A 14,486-nucleotide genomic window follows, 5' to 3' on the forward strand; every position below is an offset into this window, starting at 1 on the left:
GCCTCAGCCGGTTCCGGGCGGCCGTGCCTACCGTCGGGGGCGACCCGGCCCGCCGATCCCGGAGCGCGAGGCATGACGCAGACACCGGAAACCCTTCTCACCCGGCTGGAGACGGCGTTCACCGCCGTGCGGAAGTACGGGGAGAACCCCAGCTCCTTTCTCGCCCTGAACGCCTCGAACGCGTTCTTCCTCGGTTCCGGAGGAGAATGCGTCGCCTACCGGGAGGCGGGCCCCTTCCTCGTCCAGTTCGGCGGGGTCTTCGGCCCTCCGGAGCAGCAGAGCACCGTGCTGCGGGAGTTCCGGGCGTACGCCAGGTCGCGGCGCCGCCGGATCGTAGGGGTCCAGCTCCAGCGCGCGGACACCGGCGTGTACGCCGCGGCGGGCTTCACCCTCAATCAGGTCGGCAGCTCCTACGCCGTGCGGCTCCCCGAATTCACGCTGCGCGGGCCCGAGTTCATGAAGCTGCGCAACAAGGTGTCCCGGGCACGCAGGAGCGGCCTCACCGTGCGCGAGGTGCCGTACGACGCGCACCGCGCGGACGTCCGGGAGATCGACGGGGCGTGGCTGCGGGGCAAGGGCCGCCATGCGAAGGAGATCGAGTTCCTGGTCGGCGAGCTGGGCGGCCCCCTCCAGCGGCACCGCAGGCTCTTCCTCGGCTCGCTCGACGGCACGCCGCGCGCGTACATCTCGTACTCCCCCGTCTACGGGTCCCGCAGCGGCTGGCTGCACGACCTCAGCAGGCGGATGCCCGGGACGCCGCCCGGCGTGATGGAGGCGGTCAACGTCGCCGCGACGGAGACCTTCACGCGCGAGCGGGCCGAGTGGCTGCACTTCGGGTTCACGCCGTTCACGGGGCTGGACGCGCGGCTGGAGGTGGAGCCGCACAGCGCGCTCACCGGGAAGCTGATGCGGCTGCTGGCCGAGCGGGGCGACCGCGTCTACCCGGCGCGCAGCCAGCTCGCGTACAAGCGGAAATGGGGACCGCACCTCGTGCTGCCCGAGTATCTGGCCTTCGAGGGCCGGGCCAGCCTGCGCGCTGTCTGGCACGTGCTGCGGGTGACGAACTCGGTCTGAGCCCGAGGCCCTTCAGCGCAGCAGCGTCTCCTTCTGCAGGAGGACCTCTTTGAGCGTGTTCCGCATTCCTGGACCGGGTTCGATGCCGAGTTCGGCGGAGAGGTGGCGCCGGACGCGGTGGTAGGTGTTGATGGCGTCGGCCTGCCGTCCCGAGCGGTAGAGCGCGGTCATCAGCTGTTCGCAGAAGCGCTCGCGCAAGGGGTGCCGGGTCAGCAGCTGTTCCAGTTCGGGAACCGTCCTCTGGTGCTGCCCGAGCTTCAGCCGCGCCTCGACGAGCAGTTCGCGCGCGATCAGCCGGGTCTCCTCCAGCCTGACGTAGGCCATCCGGCAGATCATCCCGCCCCCGGCGTCCAGCAGCGCGGGGCCCCGCCACTCGGCGAACGCGCCCGTGAGCGTCTCGATGCTGCGCTCGGGATCGCCCGCCAGGCAGCTCCCGGCGCGCTCCACGGCCTGGGTGAAGCGGAAGGCGTCCACGTCCTCGGGGGCGACGGCGAGCAGATAGCCGGAGTGCGTGGTCCGGACGAGATCCCGTGTCGCCGGTTTCCCGGTCTGCTCGGCGAGGACGCGGCGTAAGCGGGCGATGTGCGACTGGAGGGAGTTCTCCGCCGTACGGGGCGGCCGCTCCCCCCACAGTTCGTCGAGGAGATCCCCCGCGAGCACCGGCGTGCCGGGGGTGAGGGACAAGGACGCGACGATGGCCCGGAGTTTCTCTCCCGGCACTTTCACCGGCACTCCCTGCTCGACGAGTTGCAGCGGGCCCAGAACACTGATCTGCATGTGACACTCCCCCGTGAACCATGAGCTGTGAACGGTGAATCTAGAAGCGATCGCTTTCCCAGGTGCCCGGTGCCGTGTAGGAGCACATCCACTGCTTCCACGGGGCGCGCGCGGACACGGACCGCCGCCGGGCATGCGGGCTCGTCGTCAGAGAAGCTGTCAGGACGGCGGCCAGGACGGCGACTTCCTCGGCGGTGGGATTTCCGCGCACCACGCGGAGGCGGAACGGCACGCGGAGGCGGGACGGTCCGGCCCCGGTCATACCGGCGGATTCCCGTGCTTGCGCGAGGGGAACGAGGCGTGCTTCGTCCGGAGCACACGGAGCGCTTCGATCAGCACCCTCCGGGTGTCGGACGGGTCGATGACGTCGTCGACCAGCCCCCGCTCCGCGGCGTAGTACGGATGCATCAGTTCCTCTTCGTACTCCTTGACGCGCCGCGCGCGCAGCGCGTCCGGGTCGGCGGCGCCGGAGATCTCCCGCCGGAATATCACCTCGGCGGCGCCTTCCGCGCCCATCACCGCTATCTCGTTGGTGGGCCACGCGAAGGAGAGATCGGCCCCGATCGACCGGGAATCCAGCACGATGTAGGCGCCGCCGTACGCCTTGCGCAGAATGAGCTGGATCCGGGGCACCGTGGCATTGCAGTACGCGTAGAGCAGTTTCGCGCCGTGCCGGATGATTCCCCCGTGCTCCTGCTCGGCCCCGGGCAGGAATCCGGGCACGTCGACGAGCGTCACCAGGGGAATGCTGAAGGCGTCGCAGAACTGGACGAACCGTGCCGCCTTCTCGCTGGCGTGGATGTCCAGCACCCCCGCCATGACGGCCGGCTGACTGCCGACCACCCCCACGACCTGGCCGCCGAGCCGGGCGAGCGCGCACAGCACATTGCGGGCCCAGGAGGGCTGCACCTCGAAGTGGTCGCCGTCGTCCACGATCTCGCCCAGGACGTCGCGCATGTCGTAGGAGCGCCCGGGATCGGCGGGCACGATCTCCAGCAGCCTGCCCGTCGTACGCCCCACGGGGTCGTCCGTGGCGGCCTCGGGCGGCAGCTCCCGGTTGTTCGAGGGCAGCAGCGACAGCAGGTACCGCACGTCCTCCAGGCAGCTCTCCTCGTCGTCGTAGGCGAGCGACGCGACGCCGGAGGCGGTGGCGTGCACGTCCGCCCCGCCGAGCTGTTCGCGCGTCACCTCCGCGCCGGTCACCCGCCGCACCACGTCGGGCCCGGTGAGGAACATCTGCGAGGTGCCCCGGACCATGAGCACGAAGTCCGTGAGGGCCGGGGAGTAGGCGGCGCCGCCCGCGCACGGGCCGAGCACCACGCTGATCTGGGGGATCACGCCGGAGTTGCGGGTGTTGCGCTGGAAGATGCCGCCGTAACCGGCCAGCGCCGCGACGCCCTCCTGGATACGGGCACCCGCCCCGTCGTTCAGACTGACCAGCGGCGCGCCCGTCGAGGCGGCCAGGTCCATCAGCTTGTGGATCTTCTCCGCGTGCGCCTCTCCGAGCGCGCCGCCGAACATCCGGAAGTCGTGCCCGTAGACGAAGACGGTCCGGCCGTGCACCTCTCCCCAACCGGTGACGACACCGTCGGTGTACGGCCGGTTCTCACGCAGTCCGAAGCCGGTGGCCCGGTGCCGGCGCAGCGCCTCGACCTCCGTGAAGGTGCCGTCGTCGAGGAGGAGGGCGAGGCGCTCCCGGACGGTGAGCTTCCCCTTCTCCCACTGGGCCCGGGTGGCCCGCTCGTCGGATCCCGTACGAATGGTCTCGCGGATTCTGCGAAGCTCGGAGACGCGTCCGTCCGTATCGGTCCTCATGACCTCTTCCCCCGTGGAAGTCCTCATGTCCCGCTCCAGGAATCCTTGAGCCGGACTGCCAATTTCGCACCGGTCACTGACAGGCCGCTGAAACCACGGCTTCAGCCGACGGCTGGTCAGCCGGACGACAGCGTCCGGAGAACCGCGGCGGCGGTGACGGCGTGGATCCCGTTCCCCGCGCCGGGAGGGTGCGAGATGAGGTCCACGAAATAGGCCCCGTGCCGGAGCGACAGATAGTGCGTGCGCTCCGAGAGGAGCCGCAGCCTCTTGCGCACCGGGGCCCGGTCCTCCTCGGCCACGGCCGCCGAGCGGCTGACGTCGTACGGCCCCACCAGGACCACGTCGGCGCCCGCGTCGCGCAGCGGCCCGGCGATCCTGCGCAGCTCCGCCTCGGTGGCGTCGGGGTCGAACGAGCCGGGCAGCGCGTCCTCGGTCCCGGCCACCACGGCGGCCAGGTCCCCCCGGAACGCCAGCGCGTCGGCCAGCTGCCCGGCTCTGACCCCGGCCGTGCACGTGTCGTACCGGCCGAAGTTGCGATAGGCCAGGTCCGGACGCTCCGACCGCAGCGCCGAGGCGACGAGGTCCGCCCAGGACCGGGGGGCGTATCCGCGGCGCGGCCTCCTGACGAGCGCCGCCGACCCCCCGAGCACGACGAACCGCCGCCACGGTGCCCCGCCGACCATCTCCGCGGCTTCCTCGACCACCACAGCGCTCACCTGCACACACGACCGTCGGACCACCCCGCCCTCACGCGGGCCTCTCCCCTATTCGGTCCGCACGCGCCGTTGGATGGCGGAACGGCCAAGGGGCCGGGTACCAGCGCCCCGGCGGCGTACGCGCCTCCGGGCTGACCCCCGTGCAGTCCGTCAGCGCTGCGGCCGCCGGGGCGCTGGTACCCGGCCCCTGAGGCAAGGGTGCGTGCCGGGGCCCGGCCCGGTCTTTCAGCTCAGCGCACAGGTCTTCAGTCCGCGCGCACTGGCATGTGCTGTCGAGCAGGGGGTCCGCCAGGTCCCGCACGTTCCGCTCGGGCAGCGGCAGCAGCGACCGCGGGAACTGCAGGACCAGCGCCCGCGCGTCCGGACCCTCCGGCGCGAGCACGAGGGTGTGGGGGCGTGAGCTGTCCCGCAGGGTCAGGTCCCCGGCACGCAGCAGTGCGCACCGGCCGCCCTGCTCGCCCAGCAGGGCACCGCGCACGACGCAGGTCAGCCCGGAAGGTCTCCCCCCCCCGGCGGGCCTCGCGGCGCGCGTCGAGCGGAACCCACATCTTCGCGCTCACTTCACGCCACAGGGCGAACCGCTCTTCCGAAGCGACCCCGCCGGGGCAGAGCGCGCCCGAGCCCCAGTCCGAGCAGTCCGGCGACCGCGGCAGCGGCGCAGCTGAAGAGGACGACGTGCGTGTACGGGGCCAGGTCCGGGTCCGGCGAGGAGTGGGCGGGGAGGATGGCCGCCAGCGCGGCGATGCCGAGGGCGCCGCCGATCTGGCGGACGGCCGTGTTGAGCCCGGTCGCCCCGGCGAAGTCCCTGGGTTCGACGGACAGTGCCGCCGCGCTGGAGACGCCGGTGCTGACGGCGCCGATGCCCGCCCCGGCGAGGAGCCCGACGGGGATCCACATGCGCCACAGCGCGGGCTGCGCGGTGAGCGCGGTGGCCAGCCACGCTCCGGCCGCCACCAGGGTCACGGCGCCGAGGAACACGACGGGGCCGGGCGAGCGTCTGCTCAGCGAGCGGCCCACCAGGACCGCGACGGCGGCGGACAGGACCGCGCCGGGGCTCATGGAGAGCCCGGCGGCGATACGGGACCAGTGCCAGACGTCGACCACGAACAGCGCCCCGACCAGCAGCCAGGCGTACAGCGCCGCGCCGAAGAACAGGGAGACCAGGTTCGCCAGGGCGAAGGTCCGGCTCCGCCACAGCTCGGTCCGCAGCGCGGGCACCGGGTGCCGTCGCGCCCGTACGAGGGCGAGGGCGAGCAGGAGCGCTCCGGCCGTCAGGGAGAGGACGGTCCGGGGGTCGGTCCAGTGCCAGTCGGGGCCCTGGGTGACACCGAGCACCAGGAGCCCCGTCCCTCCGGCCAGCGTCAGCGTGCCGAGCACGTCGGGAACGCCCTTCGCGGTCCCGGGAGTCGGCCGTACCGCCCGGATGCCCGCGAGGAGGGCGAGACCCAGCGGCACGTTGATGAAGAACACCGCGCGCCAGCCCACCGCGTCGATGAGGACGCCGCCCAGGCTCGGCCCGGCGGCGGCAGCGGCGGACGCGGCGGCGCTCCACACGCCGATCGCCGCCGGTCTGCGGTGCGGGGCGACGTCGGCGAGGACCACGGCGAGCGACGCCGGGATCATGGCGGCGGCGCCGAGGCCCTGGAGTGCGCGCGCCACCAGCAGCAGGGGAAGGCCGGGCGCCAGCGCGCAGCCCAGCGACGCGAGCGTGAACACCCCCATGCCGACGGTGTAGAGCCGCCGTCGGCCGACCACGTCCGCGAGGCGGCCCGCGGGGGCGAGGAAGGCCGCGAACACCACGGCGTACAGGGAGATGACCCACGTCAGCGAGGTCACCGAGGCGCCGGGGAACGACGCGTGCATGTCCGTCACCGCCAGATTGGCGACGGTGGCGTCCAGGATCGACAGGAAGATCGCCCCGGAGGCGAGGGTCACCACCGTCCGGTACGTCGGCTGCCGCGTCACGGTGACGGTGGCGGTGTCCGGGCTCATGGCCATGAGGGTCGGCTCTCCTCGACGCTGTCTGTCGCTCTCGACTCTTCCAAGGCCCGTACGGGGGCGCTGGCAGGTTCCAGCCGTCGTCCTGGACCTACGTACGTCCCTACGCCCTTACGTCCGTACGGCGCCCGGCAGTCGGGGCCAGCGCCACGCGTCGGCCAGCCGGGTGAGGTCCGGATCGTCGCCGACGACGACGGGGTGCCCCACGGCGCGGAGCATGGGCAGGTCGGAGACGTGGTCCCCGTAGGCGTGGCACCGCCCGGCGGGGATGTCCCGTGCGGCCAGCAACTCCCGTACGGCCACGGCCTTCTCGTCGCCGGTCATCGTGGCCAGGAGGCGCCCGGTCAGCACCCCGTCCACCGCCTCGGGGCGGGCGGCGAGCACGGCGTCGGCCTCCAGCAGATGCGCGACCGGGTCCAGGCAGGGCGCGAACGAGCCGGAGACCAGCACGATCAGGGCGCCCCGGCGCCGGTGCTCCTGCAGCGCGGCGAGGGTGCCGGGGACGAACGGCCCGTCGCCGTGCCCGGCGGCGACGGCCGCCGCCAGCTCCGCGGCGAACCACTCCCGGCCCTGCGCGGCCAGGTCCCGGGTCCGCGCTCCGGCGTAGTACCGGTAGTACGCGCGTGACACCTCGGCGCGGGGCAGTCCCCGCTGTACGAGGTCCCGCAGCCGCCCGAGGGCGTGCTCGTACGCGGAGGGCGGCCGTCCGGCGGCGCGGAAGTGGTGACGGAGGAAGGCGGCCATGGAGTTGACGGCGATCAGGGTCCCGTCGACGTCGAAGAACGCGGCCTCTCCCGTACGTCCCGCCCCCGCGTCAGCCCCAGGCAACGGGGACCTCCTCCCAGCCGCCCAGCACGGAGAAGTCCTTCCAGCGCAGCTGCTCCTCGGGGACGGCCAGCCGCAGGGCCGGGAACCGTTCGAGGAGGGACCGCAGGCCCATCGCCAGCTCGGCCCGTGCCAGCCCGGCGCCGATGCAGAAGTGCGAGCCCTGGCCGAACGCCACCTGGGTACGCCTCTCCCGCCGGATCAGGAAGCGGTCCGGTTCGGGGTAGAACTCCGGGTCGCGGCTGGCCATGCCGACGGCCGCGAGGACCGCGGAGCCCTCCGGGACGCGTGTGCCGCCCAGCTCGACGTCGGCGGTCGCGATGCGTATCGAGGCAGCGCCGCCGGGCCCGTTGAGCCGTGCCATCTCCTCGGCCGCCTCCGGGTACAGCGAGGGGTCCGCGCGCAGCAGCGCGAGCTGCTCGGGGTTCAGCAGCAGCGACGCCGTACCGCCGCACAGCGTCGTCACCGTCGTGTCGTGCCCGGCCAGGAGGATGAGCGCGCCCAGCCCGACGATCTCCGACTCCGAGGGCTCCCCCTCCCGGTCGTGGATGCCGGTCAGGGCGCTGATCAGGTCGTCGCCGGGGTCCTCGCGCTTGGCGCCGACCAGCTCGGCGAAGTAGGCGCGCATGTCCGCGTTGGCCCGGCGGATCTCCTCGGCCGGGTACTTCGTCAGGGACATGAACCGGTCGCACCAGGCCCCGAACCTGCCGTGGTCCTCGAACGGCACGCCCAGGGTGCGGCAGATGACGCGGAGGGCGAGCGGACGGGCGTACGCCTCGACGAGGTCGGCCTCCGGCGGGCCCGCCTCCATCGCGTCGAGCAGCTCGTCGCAGACCTGCTGGATGTACGGGCGCAGCCGCTCCACGCGCTGCGCGGAGAAGGCCCGGTTGGCCAGCTTGCGCAGCCGGGTGTGGCGCGGCGGGTCCATGGTGAGCATGCTGTCCGGATCGGGCTCGACGACCTGGGCGCGGGACGCTCCGGGGCGGAACAGCGCCTCCCTGCTGAAGCGGCGGTCGGAAAGCACGGTGCGTACGTCCTCGTGCCGGGCCACGAACCAGGCGTCGTCGCCGGTCGCCAGCGTGATGGGGCAGACGGGCTCCTCGCGGAGCGCCTCGGCGTACTCCTCGGGGGGCCTCAGCGGATCGGACCGCTTCGAGGGGTACGTGAACCTCGGGGTGTGGTCAGCCATCAGTTTGTCTCTCCTTTCCGGGAGGGCTGCGGGACGGAATCGGACAGCGCGGCGCGCACGCACGCGTCGACGCCGCGCGCGTCGAGAGCGGGGAGGTCCTCCAGCGCCCGCGTCACCTCGGGGGAGACACCTGTCGCGGCGAGCTTCTCCCGTACGAGCGTGCGGTGCGCGGCCCTGGTCTCCGGACCGGCGGCCCCGAGGGGGCGGTCGCGGCGCGCGGTGCGCACGCGGCCGTCGCGCAACGTGACCCGCAGGCGGGCGCCGACGGACTTCTCCGCGTCCTCGAACGTCGCGCTGGGGGGCCGCACTCCGAGCCCGGCGTCCGCCGCGGCGCCCGGCCCCATGAAGTCCGTGAGCCACGTGCGCGCCCGTTCGCCGCCCTGCCGCAGCGCCTCGCCCAGCGGCGCGGTGGAGCCCAGCACCCGGCGGCTGATCCCCCGGTCGTACTCCAGCCGTACGCGTGCGGCGAGGGCCCAGCGCCGGGGGTCACGGGTGGCGGGCTCGGCCAGGTCGGACGGGCGTACGGAGCCGGTGAGCAGGGCGGTCGCCACGTTGTACGCGACGGAGACGTTCAGCGCCATGATCGCCGACCGCTCGCGGTCGAGATACGGGGCGCCTTCCGCGTCCATGGTGAGCGTCAACCGCGCGGCGGAGACGGTTACTTCGGCGATGGCGTCGATCTCGGCGGGGGTGAGCCGGGCGTGGAGGCGTGCCGCGCAGTCGATGGCGGCGTCGACGTAGGCACCGGCGGGGTGCGTCTTGAACGTGAGCGTGTCGGTGTGCCACCGCTGTCCCAGCCCGGCCGTCACCACCTCCGGCGAGGGGACCTGGGAGAACTTGGCGAGCAGCCCGCCCGGGTGTTCGAGGATGTCCTCCGCGCCGCGCAGCCCCGCGGCCGCCGCGTCGCAGGCGTCCAGCGCCGTACGGACCGGGACCGCGGCCGACAGGACCTTCGCCTCGGAGCCGAGCAGCGCGCGGCGCAGCGGCCACGGCGGGGCCGCCAGCGCGATCCCCCAGGCGTCGGTCCACCGGTCCTCCGGCGCCCGCGCGCCGTGCAGCCGCGCCGCCACCGCGCCGACGAGCTGCGTGTACGAGGTGCCCTGGCCGCGCAGGGTGCCGAGCGCCCCGGCCGCGGTGACCCGGGCCGCGCACTCCCCCGCCGCGACGACGGCGGCGAGCAGGTCCGTACCGGCCAGCCGCTGCGTACGCCGGTACGCGAGGGGTACGCCGACGGAGGCGTGGGTGACGTGCCCGGCGTACACGCTGTCCTCGTAGTAGAGGCACGAGGAGAGCGCGGCCATCACGTACGCCGCCCTGCCCGGGTCGTCCGCGAGCGGCGAGCCGAACGCCGTCACCAGCTTGCGCCCGAGGGGGTGGCCGAGGCTCGCCCGCAGCACGGCCAGATGGGACAAGACCTGGCTCGTCGCGTACTGGGCGACCCGCTCCGGAAGGTCCGAATGGCGGAGGCCCGCGGCCCACCCGGCGAGCTTCCGCGCGAGCGGCGCGTCCACCGGACCGCCGGTCACCGGGCCGCCCTCCCCGCCGGGTGCCCGCGCGCCCGGCGGCGCGCGTCGATGGCGCGGACGGCGCAGGTGGTGGCGAGCACGGAGGCCCGCGCCGCGGCCAGGGCCTCCAGCGCTGCGGCGCCGAGCCCTTCGTCGTCGGGCGCGCGCCGGGCCTGTCCGGCCGCCGACGCCAGGCGCAGGGCGCACTCGACGGACGCGACGCACGCCTCGTCCAGTGCGGCGGTCACTTCCCGGGTCACTTCTTGACGACCAGGAACCGGCCGAGGACCAGATAGTCGATCTCGGTCTTGAGGAAGCAGTCCAGCGCGTCGGACGGCGCGCACACGATCGGTTCGCCCGCGACGTTGAACGAGGTGTTGATCAGGCACGGCACACCGGTCTCCGCGCGGAAGCTCCGCAGCAGCCGGGCCAGTCCGGGGTTCGAGCGGTCGGTGACGGTCTGCACCCGGGACGTGCCGTCCACGTGCGTCGCGCCCGGGATGCGGTCGCGATACTCCGGCCGGACGGGGAAGACGAACGTCATGTACGGCGACGTGGTCTTCTTCCCCATCTCGAAGATCTCGGCGGCCTCCGACTCCAGGACGACCGGCGCGAACGGCCGGAACGGCTCCCGGTGCTTCACCCGCGTGTTGATGACGTCCTTGATGTCGGCGAACGCGGGGTTGGCGAGGATGCTGCGGTTCCCGAGGGCCCGGGGGCCGTACTCGGCGGAGCCCTGGAACCAGCCGACGACGTTCTTCCCGCCGAGCAGCTTCGCGGTGTGCCCGGCCACGTCCTCGGGGGCGAGCTCGGTCCACTCGACCAGCCCGGCGCGCCCGCGCAGCGCGGAGAGCAGGTGGGAGTCGTCGTACGAGGGCCCGAGATAGGGCGTGGTGCGGGCGGCCGAACGCCGCCTCCGCGTACGGCCCTTCAGCAGGCCCGCGTAGGCCGCCGCGCCGATGGCCACGCCCGGGTCGCTCGCCCCGTAGCTGACGTGCATGTCCTCGAACCGGGAACCCTCCAGCAGCTTGGTGTTGTTGACGCAGTTCAGCGCGAGCCCGCCCTCGTAGAGCACCCGGGGCAGATCGGTACGGGCCTCCAGCTCGCGCAGCTGGTGGGCGGTGACGACCTCCACCATCTGCTGCGCGGCGGCGGCCACCCGGGCGCGGAAGGGGGTCTCCTCCCGCCGCCCCTCCTCGCCGTCGAAGAGCCGGTCCAGCAGCGGGTAGTAACCCCGTGTCCCGCTGGGGTCGTTGGCGAGGGCGAGCGTGTAGCGGCCGCTGTCGTGCAGCTCGACGACGTGCTCCAGCAGCGGATTCTTGGCGGGCGGCGGGGCGTACGCGGCGAGGCCCATGACCTTGTACTCGTCGTTGTTGGGCATGAACCCGAGATAGCGGGTGATCTCCCCGAAGAGCAGGGCCAGCGAGTGGGTGACGCCGATGCTCGACTTCTCGAAGACCTCGATCTGCCCGTCGCGCACCTCGCCCAGGATGGACGAGAGCCGCTCGGCCCGCCCGTCGCTGACGAGGAACGCGGCGTCCCGCTCGCCGGAGAGGTGGTAGCCGCACATCAGGTGCGCCAGATGGTGCGGGACCGGGAGCAGCTTGCCGGGCGGCAGCTCGTGGCCCGTACGCCGCCGGAAGTCGGCGAGGACCGCCTCCTCGCTCACCAGGCCGCCGTACAGCTCGCCGAACCGCCGCAGCCGGTCGAACTTCTGCTCCACCGTCAGGCCGCTGCCGCTGATCTCCTGGATCATGGTGGCGACCACGTCCGGGGAGAAGGACCAGGGGAACGCGACCGCGTCGACGTCCTCCAGGCGCACGTCGCCCTGGGAGAGGCACCACCGCAGCGCGTGCGCCGGGAAGTCGGAAGTCTTCTTCTCGCGGTTGAGCCGCTCCTCCTCGACCGCCGCCACCAGCTCGCCGTCGACGCAGAGCGCGACCGCCGCGTCGTGGCCGAGGATGCTGTGCCGGTCGATGCCGGTGGCCCCGTAGAGCCGCGCGAAGGTGTCGGCGCCCTGGGAAAAGCCGTTGTAGCCGAGAATGATCACACCGGGCTCCTTGGATGGCTGCCGTGCTGTCGTACTGCCGTGCCACGTGGGTCGGCCCCATCCTCGGAAGACCGGCTGACAGCGCCCTGAGACGCCGCTGACATCCGCCCCTCAGCGCACGGCAGGTGCCGTTCCGCCGGTGGGGGCGGGCGGGTCGAGCACGGACCACAGGTGGTGCAGCGCGTACGAGCGCCACGGCCGCCACGTACCGGCCAGCTCGGCGGCGGCGCGCGCGGAATCGGGGCGCGCGGAGCCGGGGCGGCCGATCCGCTCCAGCGCGTGGCGTACGCCCAGGTCGGTCGGCATGAAGACGTCCGGGTCCCCGAGCGCCCTCATCCGGATGTACGACGCCGTCCACGGCCCGATGCCGGGCAGCTCCAGCAGCCGCCGCTCGCTCTCCTCGCGGTCGGCTCCCGGACCGAGGTCCACGCGGCCGGAGGCGAGCGCCTTCGCGAGCGCGTGCACGGCCTTCTTGCGCGCCCCCGGCATGGGAAGGGCGGCCGGATCCGCGTCCAGCAGCGCCTCCGGCGTGGGGAACACATGGGTGAGTCCGCCCACGGGGGCCGCCAGCGGCTCCCCGTACCGCGCGGTCAGCCGCCCGGCGACGGTGCGGGCGGCGGAGAGCGAGATCTGCTGGCCGATCAGCGCCTGCACGGCGAGTTCGGAGGCGGTCACATGGCCGGGCGAACGGAGCCCCGGCGCCGCACGGACGAGCGGGGCCAGCACCGGGCAGCCGCCGAGCGACGCCGCCACGGCCTGCGGATCCGCGTCCAGGTCCAGCAGCCGGCGGCAGCGCTGCACGGCGGCGCCCAGGTCCCGGATGTCGTCGAGCCGCAGGCGGCACCAGACGTACCGCCCGGTGTCCCCGGGGGCCAGGGCCACGGCCCCGGTGGAGTGGGGCAGCGCGAGGACGCGCCGGTACTCGCCGTTCCCGTTCTCCTCGACGTACTCCTCGACACCGGGCACCGCGCGGACCGCGAGGAACCGGAACAGCCGGGCCAGGTCGATCGGCGGACGGACGGCCAGCCGGAGTCGCAGCGGCCCGGGTGCGCTGCCGTGCTCCCGGCCCCTACTTCTGTCCCTGTCCCCGTCCCTGCCCGTGTCCCTGGCGCGGCTCCGCAGCTGCGACGGGGTGCACGCGAAGACCTGCCGGACCGTCTCGTTGAACTGCCGGACGCTGGAGAACCCCGCCGCGAACGCGACGTCCGCGAGCGGCAGTTCGCTGGAGTCGATCAGCGTACGCGCCGTCTGGGCCCGCTGGGCGCGTGCGAGCGCGAGCGGTCCGGCGCCGACCTCGGTGGCCAGCAGCCGGTGCAGCTGGCGTCGGCTGTAGCCGATCGCCGAGGCCAGCGCGCCGACCCCGCCCCGGTCGACCACGCCGTCCGCGATGAGCCGCATGGCCCGCCCGGTGACGTCGGCCCGCGTGTTCCACTGCGGGGAGCCGGGGACGGCCTCGGGGCGGCACCGTTTGCAGGCCCGGAAGCCGGACGTCTGGGCCGCGGCGGCGGACGCGTAGAAGCGCACGTTCTCCCGCTTCGGCGTGACCACCGGGCAGCTCGGCCTGCAGTAGATCCCGGTGCTGGTCACCGCGACGTAGAACCAGCCGTCGAACCTGGCGTCCTTGCTCCGCGTCGCCTCGTACCGCTCGTCGTCACCCATCGTCCCCCTCCCTCTTCCCCATCCTGGCGCGCGCGAGGGTGCGGCTCTGGCGGGATTCGGCCACGGTCGTCGCGGCGGAGGGCCGGGGGTGGGGCCCGCACGATGGCGGCCGAAACCCGCCAGCTTCACCGGCCGCGCCGCGCCACAGTGAGGCATGGACATGGAGCCGACGCACGGAACAGAGGCGGACACCTCCTACCTGCTGCCCGCCGCCGAGGCCCGCGCGCTGCTCGACGGCGCCCCCTGGTCCCGGCTCGCGATCCTCGGGGACAGCGTGGCCGAGGGCGTCACGGAACCGTATCCGGGGTACGGGGCCGCGCCCTGGTCCCACCATCTGCTCACCGCCCTGCGCGCCGTCCGCCCCGGGCTGCGCCACCTCGGCCTGGGCCGCCGCCATCTGCTGACCGCCGAGGTCCGGAGGACCCAGCTGGCCGAGGCGCTGGAGTTCGGCCCCGATCTGGTCGTCGCGCTGTGCGGCGGCAACGACGCCCTGCGCAGGGAGTTCGACCCGGACGCCACGGAGTCGGAGCTGCACGCGCTCCTCGCGCCGCTGGCCGGGACCGGGGCCACCCTGGTGACCTCCGGCTTCTTCGACATCGCCGCCAACCCGCACTTCGACGAGCGGTACCGCTCCGTGGCCCGCGGCCGTCTCGCCGTGCTCTCCTCCCGTATGCGCGCGGTCGCGGACCGGCTCGACGCCGTCTGCCTCGACATGGGGAGCCACCCCTCCTGCCAGGACCCCTCGATCTGGAGCACGGACGGCATCCACCTCAACGCCCGTGGCCAGGCGGTACTGGGCACCGAGATCGTCCGCGGCCTGGCGCGCCGACTGCGGGCCCCGGCGGGGGTACGCGGCGCGCGGGACCTGTGAATTCTCC

Annotated in this window: 14 protein-coding genes; 2 read left to right on the forward strand and 12 right to left on the reverse strand. The window is 73.6% G+C overall.

Features of this window, described 5'->3' with window-relative positions; all coding sequences use genetic code 11:
* Nucleotides 1-72 precede the first annotated feature (72 nt).
* Nucleotides 73-1,074 carry a bifunctional lysylphosphatidylglycerol flippase/synthetase MprF gene (locus ACGF3A_RS27835; RefSeq protein WP_393733074.1) on the forward strand — a complete coding sequence of 334 codons (1,002 nt, stop codon included), beginning with the start codon at nucleotides 73-75 and terminating at the stop codon, nucleotides 1,072-1,074.
* A gap of 12 nt (nucleotides 1,075-1,086) precedes the next feature.
* Here ACGF3A_RS27835 and ACGF3A_RS27840 read toward each other — a convergent pair whose 3' ends face one another.
* The 12 genes from ACGF3A_RS27840 to ACGF3A_RS27895 all read right to left on the reverse strand — a co-directional run bounded on the left by ACGF3A_RS27840 (nucleotide 1,087) and on the right by ACGF3A_RS27895 (nucleotide 13,608).
* Entirely contained in the window at nucleotides 1,087-1,851 is a 765-nt protein-coding gene (locus tag ACGF3A_RS27840; protein ID WP_393733075.1) for a BTAD domain-containing putative transcriptional regulator, read from the reverse strand.
* Nucleotides 1,852-1,891: 40 nt separating this feature from the next.
* On the reverse strand, nucleotides 1,892-2,113 hold the full coding sequence (locus ACGF3A_RS27845; protein WP_393733076.1) for an acyl-CoA carboxylase subunit epsilon: 222 nt from the start codon (nucleotides 2,111-2,113) through the stop codon (nucleotides 1,892-1,894).
* Complete coding sequence (locus ACGF3A_RS27850) at nucleotides 2,110-3,666, reverse strand: acyl-CoA carboxylase subunit beta (protein WP_393733077.1); 1,557 nt, start codon at nucleotides 3,664-3,666, stop codon at nucleotides 2,110-2,112. Before ACGF3A_RS27850 ends, ACGF3A_RS27845 begins: the two co-directional genes overlap by 4 nt.
* A 116-nt stretch (nucleotides 3,667-3,782) precedes the next feature.
* A complete protein-coding gene (locus ACGF3A_RS27855; RefSeq protein WP_393733078.1) occupies nucleotides 3,783-4,382 on the reverse strand; it encodes a GDSL-type esterase/lipase family protein in 600 nt (199 codons plus the stop codon).
* 31 nt (nucleotides 4,383-4,413) lie between these two features.
* Complete coding sequence (locus ACGF3A_RS27860) at nucleotides 4,414-4,860, reverse strand: hypothetical protein (protein WP_393733079.1); 447 nt, start codon at nucleotides 4,858-4,860, stop codon at nucleotides 4,414-4,416.
* 83 nt (nucleotides 4,861-4,943) lie between these two features.
* Nucleotides 4,944-6,374: an MFS transporter gene (locus ACGF3A_RS27865; protein WP_393733080.1), complete on the reverse strand. Its 1,431-nt coding sequence runs from the start codon at nucleotides 6,372-6,374 to the stop codon at nucleotides 4,944-4,946.
* A gap of 117 nt (nucleotides 6,375-6,491) precedes the next feature.
* Complete coding sequence (locus ACGF3A_RS27870; protein WP_393733081.1) at nucleotides 6,492-7,208, reverse strand: HAD family hydrolase; 717 nt, start codon at nucleotides 7,206-7,208, stop codon at nucleotides 6,492-6,494.
* Nucleotides 7,195-8,394: a cytochrome P450 gene (locus tag ACGF3A_RS27875; RefSeq protein ID WP_393733082.1), complete on the reverse strand. Its 1,200-nt coding sequence runs from the start codon at nucleotides 8,392-8,394 to the stop codon at nucleotides 7,195-7,197. The genes ACGF3A_RS27870 and ACGF3A_RS27875 overlap by 14 nt, the downstream gene beginning before the upstream one ends.
* The gene (locus ACGF3A_RS27880) at nucleotides 8,394-9,920 is read right to left on the reverse strand and encodes an MmgE/PrpD family protein (RefSeq protein WP_393733083.1); all 1,527 of its coding nucleotides are present in this window, start codon (nucleotides 9,918-9,920) and stop codon (nucleotides 8,394-8,396) included. The genes ACGF3A_RS27875 and ACGF3A_RS27880 overlap by 1 nt, the downstream gene beginning before the upstream one ends.
* On the reverse strand, nucleotides 9,917-10,147 hold the full coding sequence (locus tag ACGF3A_RS27885) for a hypothetical protein (protein ID WP_393733084.1): 231 nt from the start codon (nucleotides 10,145-10,147) through the stop codon (nucleotides 9,917-9,919). Before ACGF3A_RS27885 ends, ACGF3A_RS27880 begins: the two co-directional genes overlap by 4 nt.
* A gap of 8 nt (nucleotides 10,148-10,155) precedes the next feature.
* Entirely contained in the window at nucleotides 10,156-11,949 is a 1,794-nt protein-coding gene (locus ACGF3A_RS27890; protein WP_393733085.1) for a carbamoyltransferase, read from the reverse strand.
* A gap of 111 nt (nucleotides 11,950-12,060) precedes the next feature.
* A complete protein-coding gene (locus ACGF3A_RS27895) occupies nucleotides 12,061-13,608 on the reverse strand; it encodes an AlkA N-terminal domain-containing protein (RefSeq protein ID WP_393733086.1) in 1,548 nt (515 codons plus the stop codon).
* Nucleotides 13,609-13,768: 160 nt separating this feature from the next.
* Between ACGF3A_RS27895 and ACGF3A_RS27900 the strand changes: the two genes are divergently transcribed.
* Nucleotides 13,769-14,479 (forward strand): SGNH/GDSL hydrolase family protein, encoded by a 711-nt coding sequence (locus tag ACGF3A_RS27900; protein ID WP_393733087.1) that lies wholly within the window; start codon nucleotides 13,769-13,771, stop codon nucleotides 14,477-14,479.
* Nucleotides 14,480-14,486: the final 7 nt, after the last annotated feature.

It is taken from the genome of Streptomyces sp. NPDC048172 (genome assembly GCF_043202595.1).
In the GTDB taxonomy this organism is placed as follows: domain Bacteria; phylum Actinomycetota; class Actinomycetes; order Streptomycetales; family Streptomycetaceae; genus Streptomyces.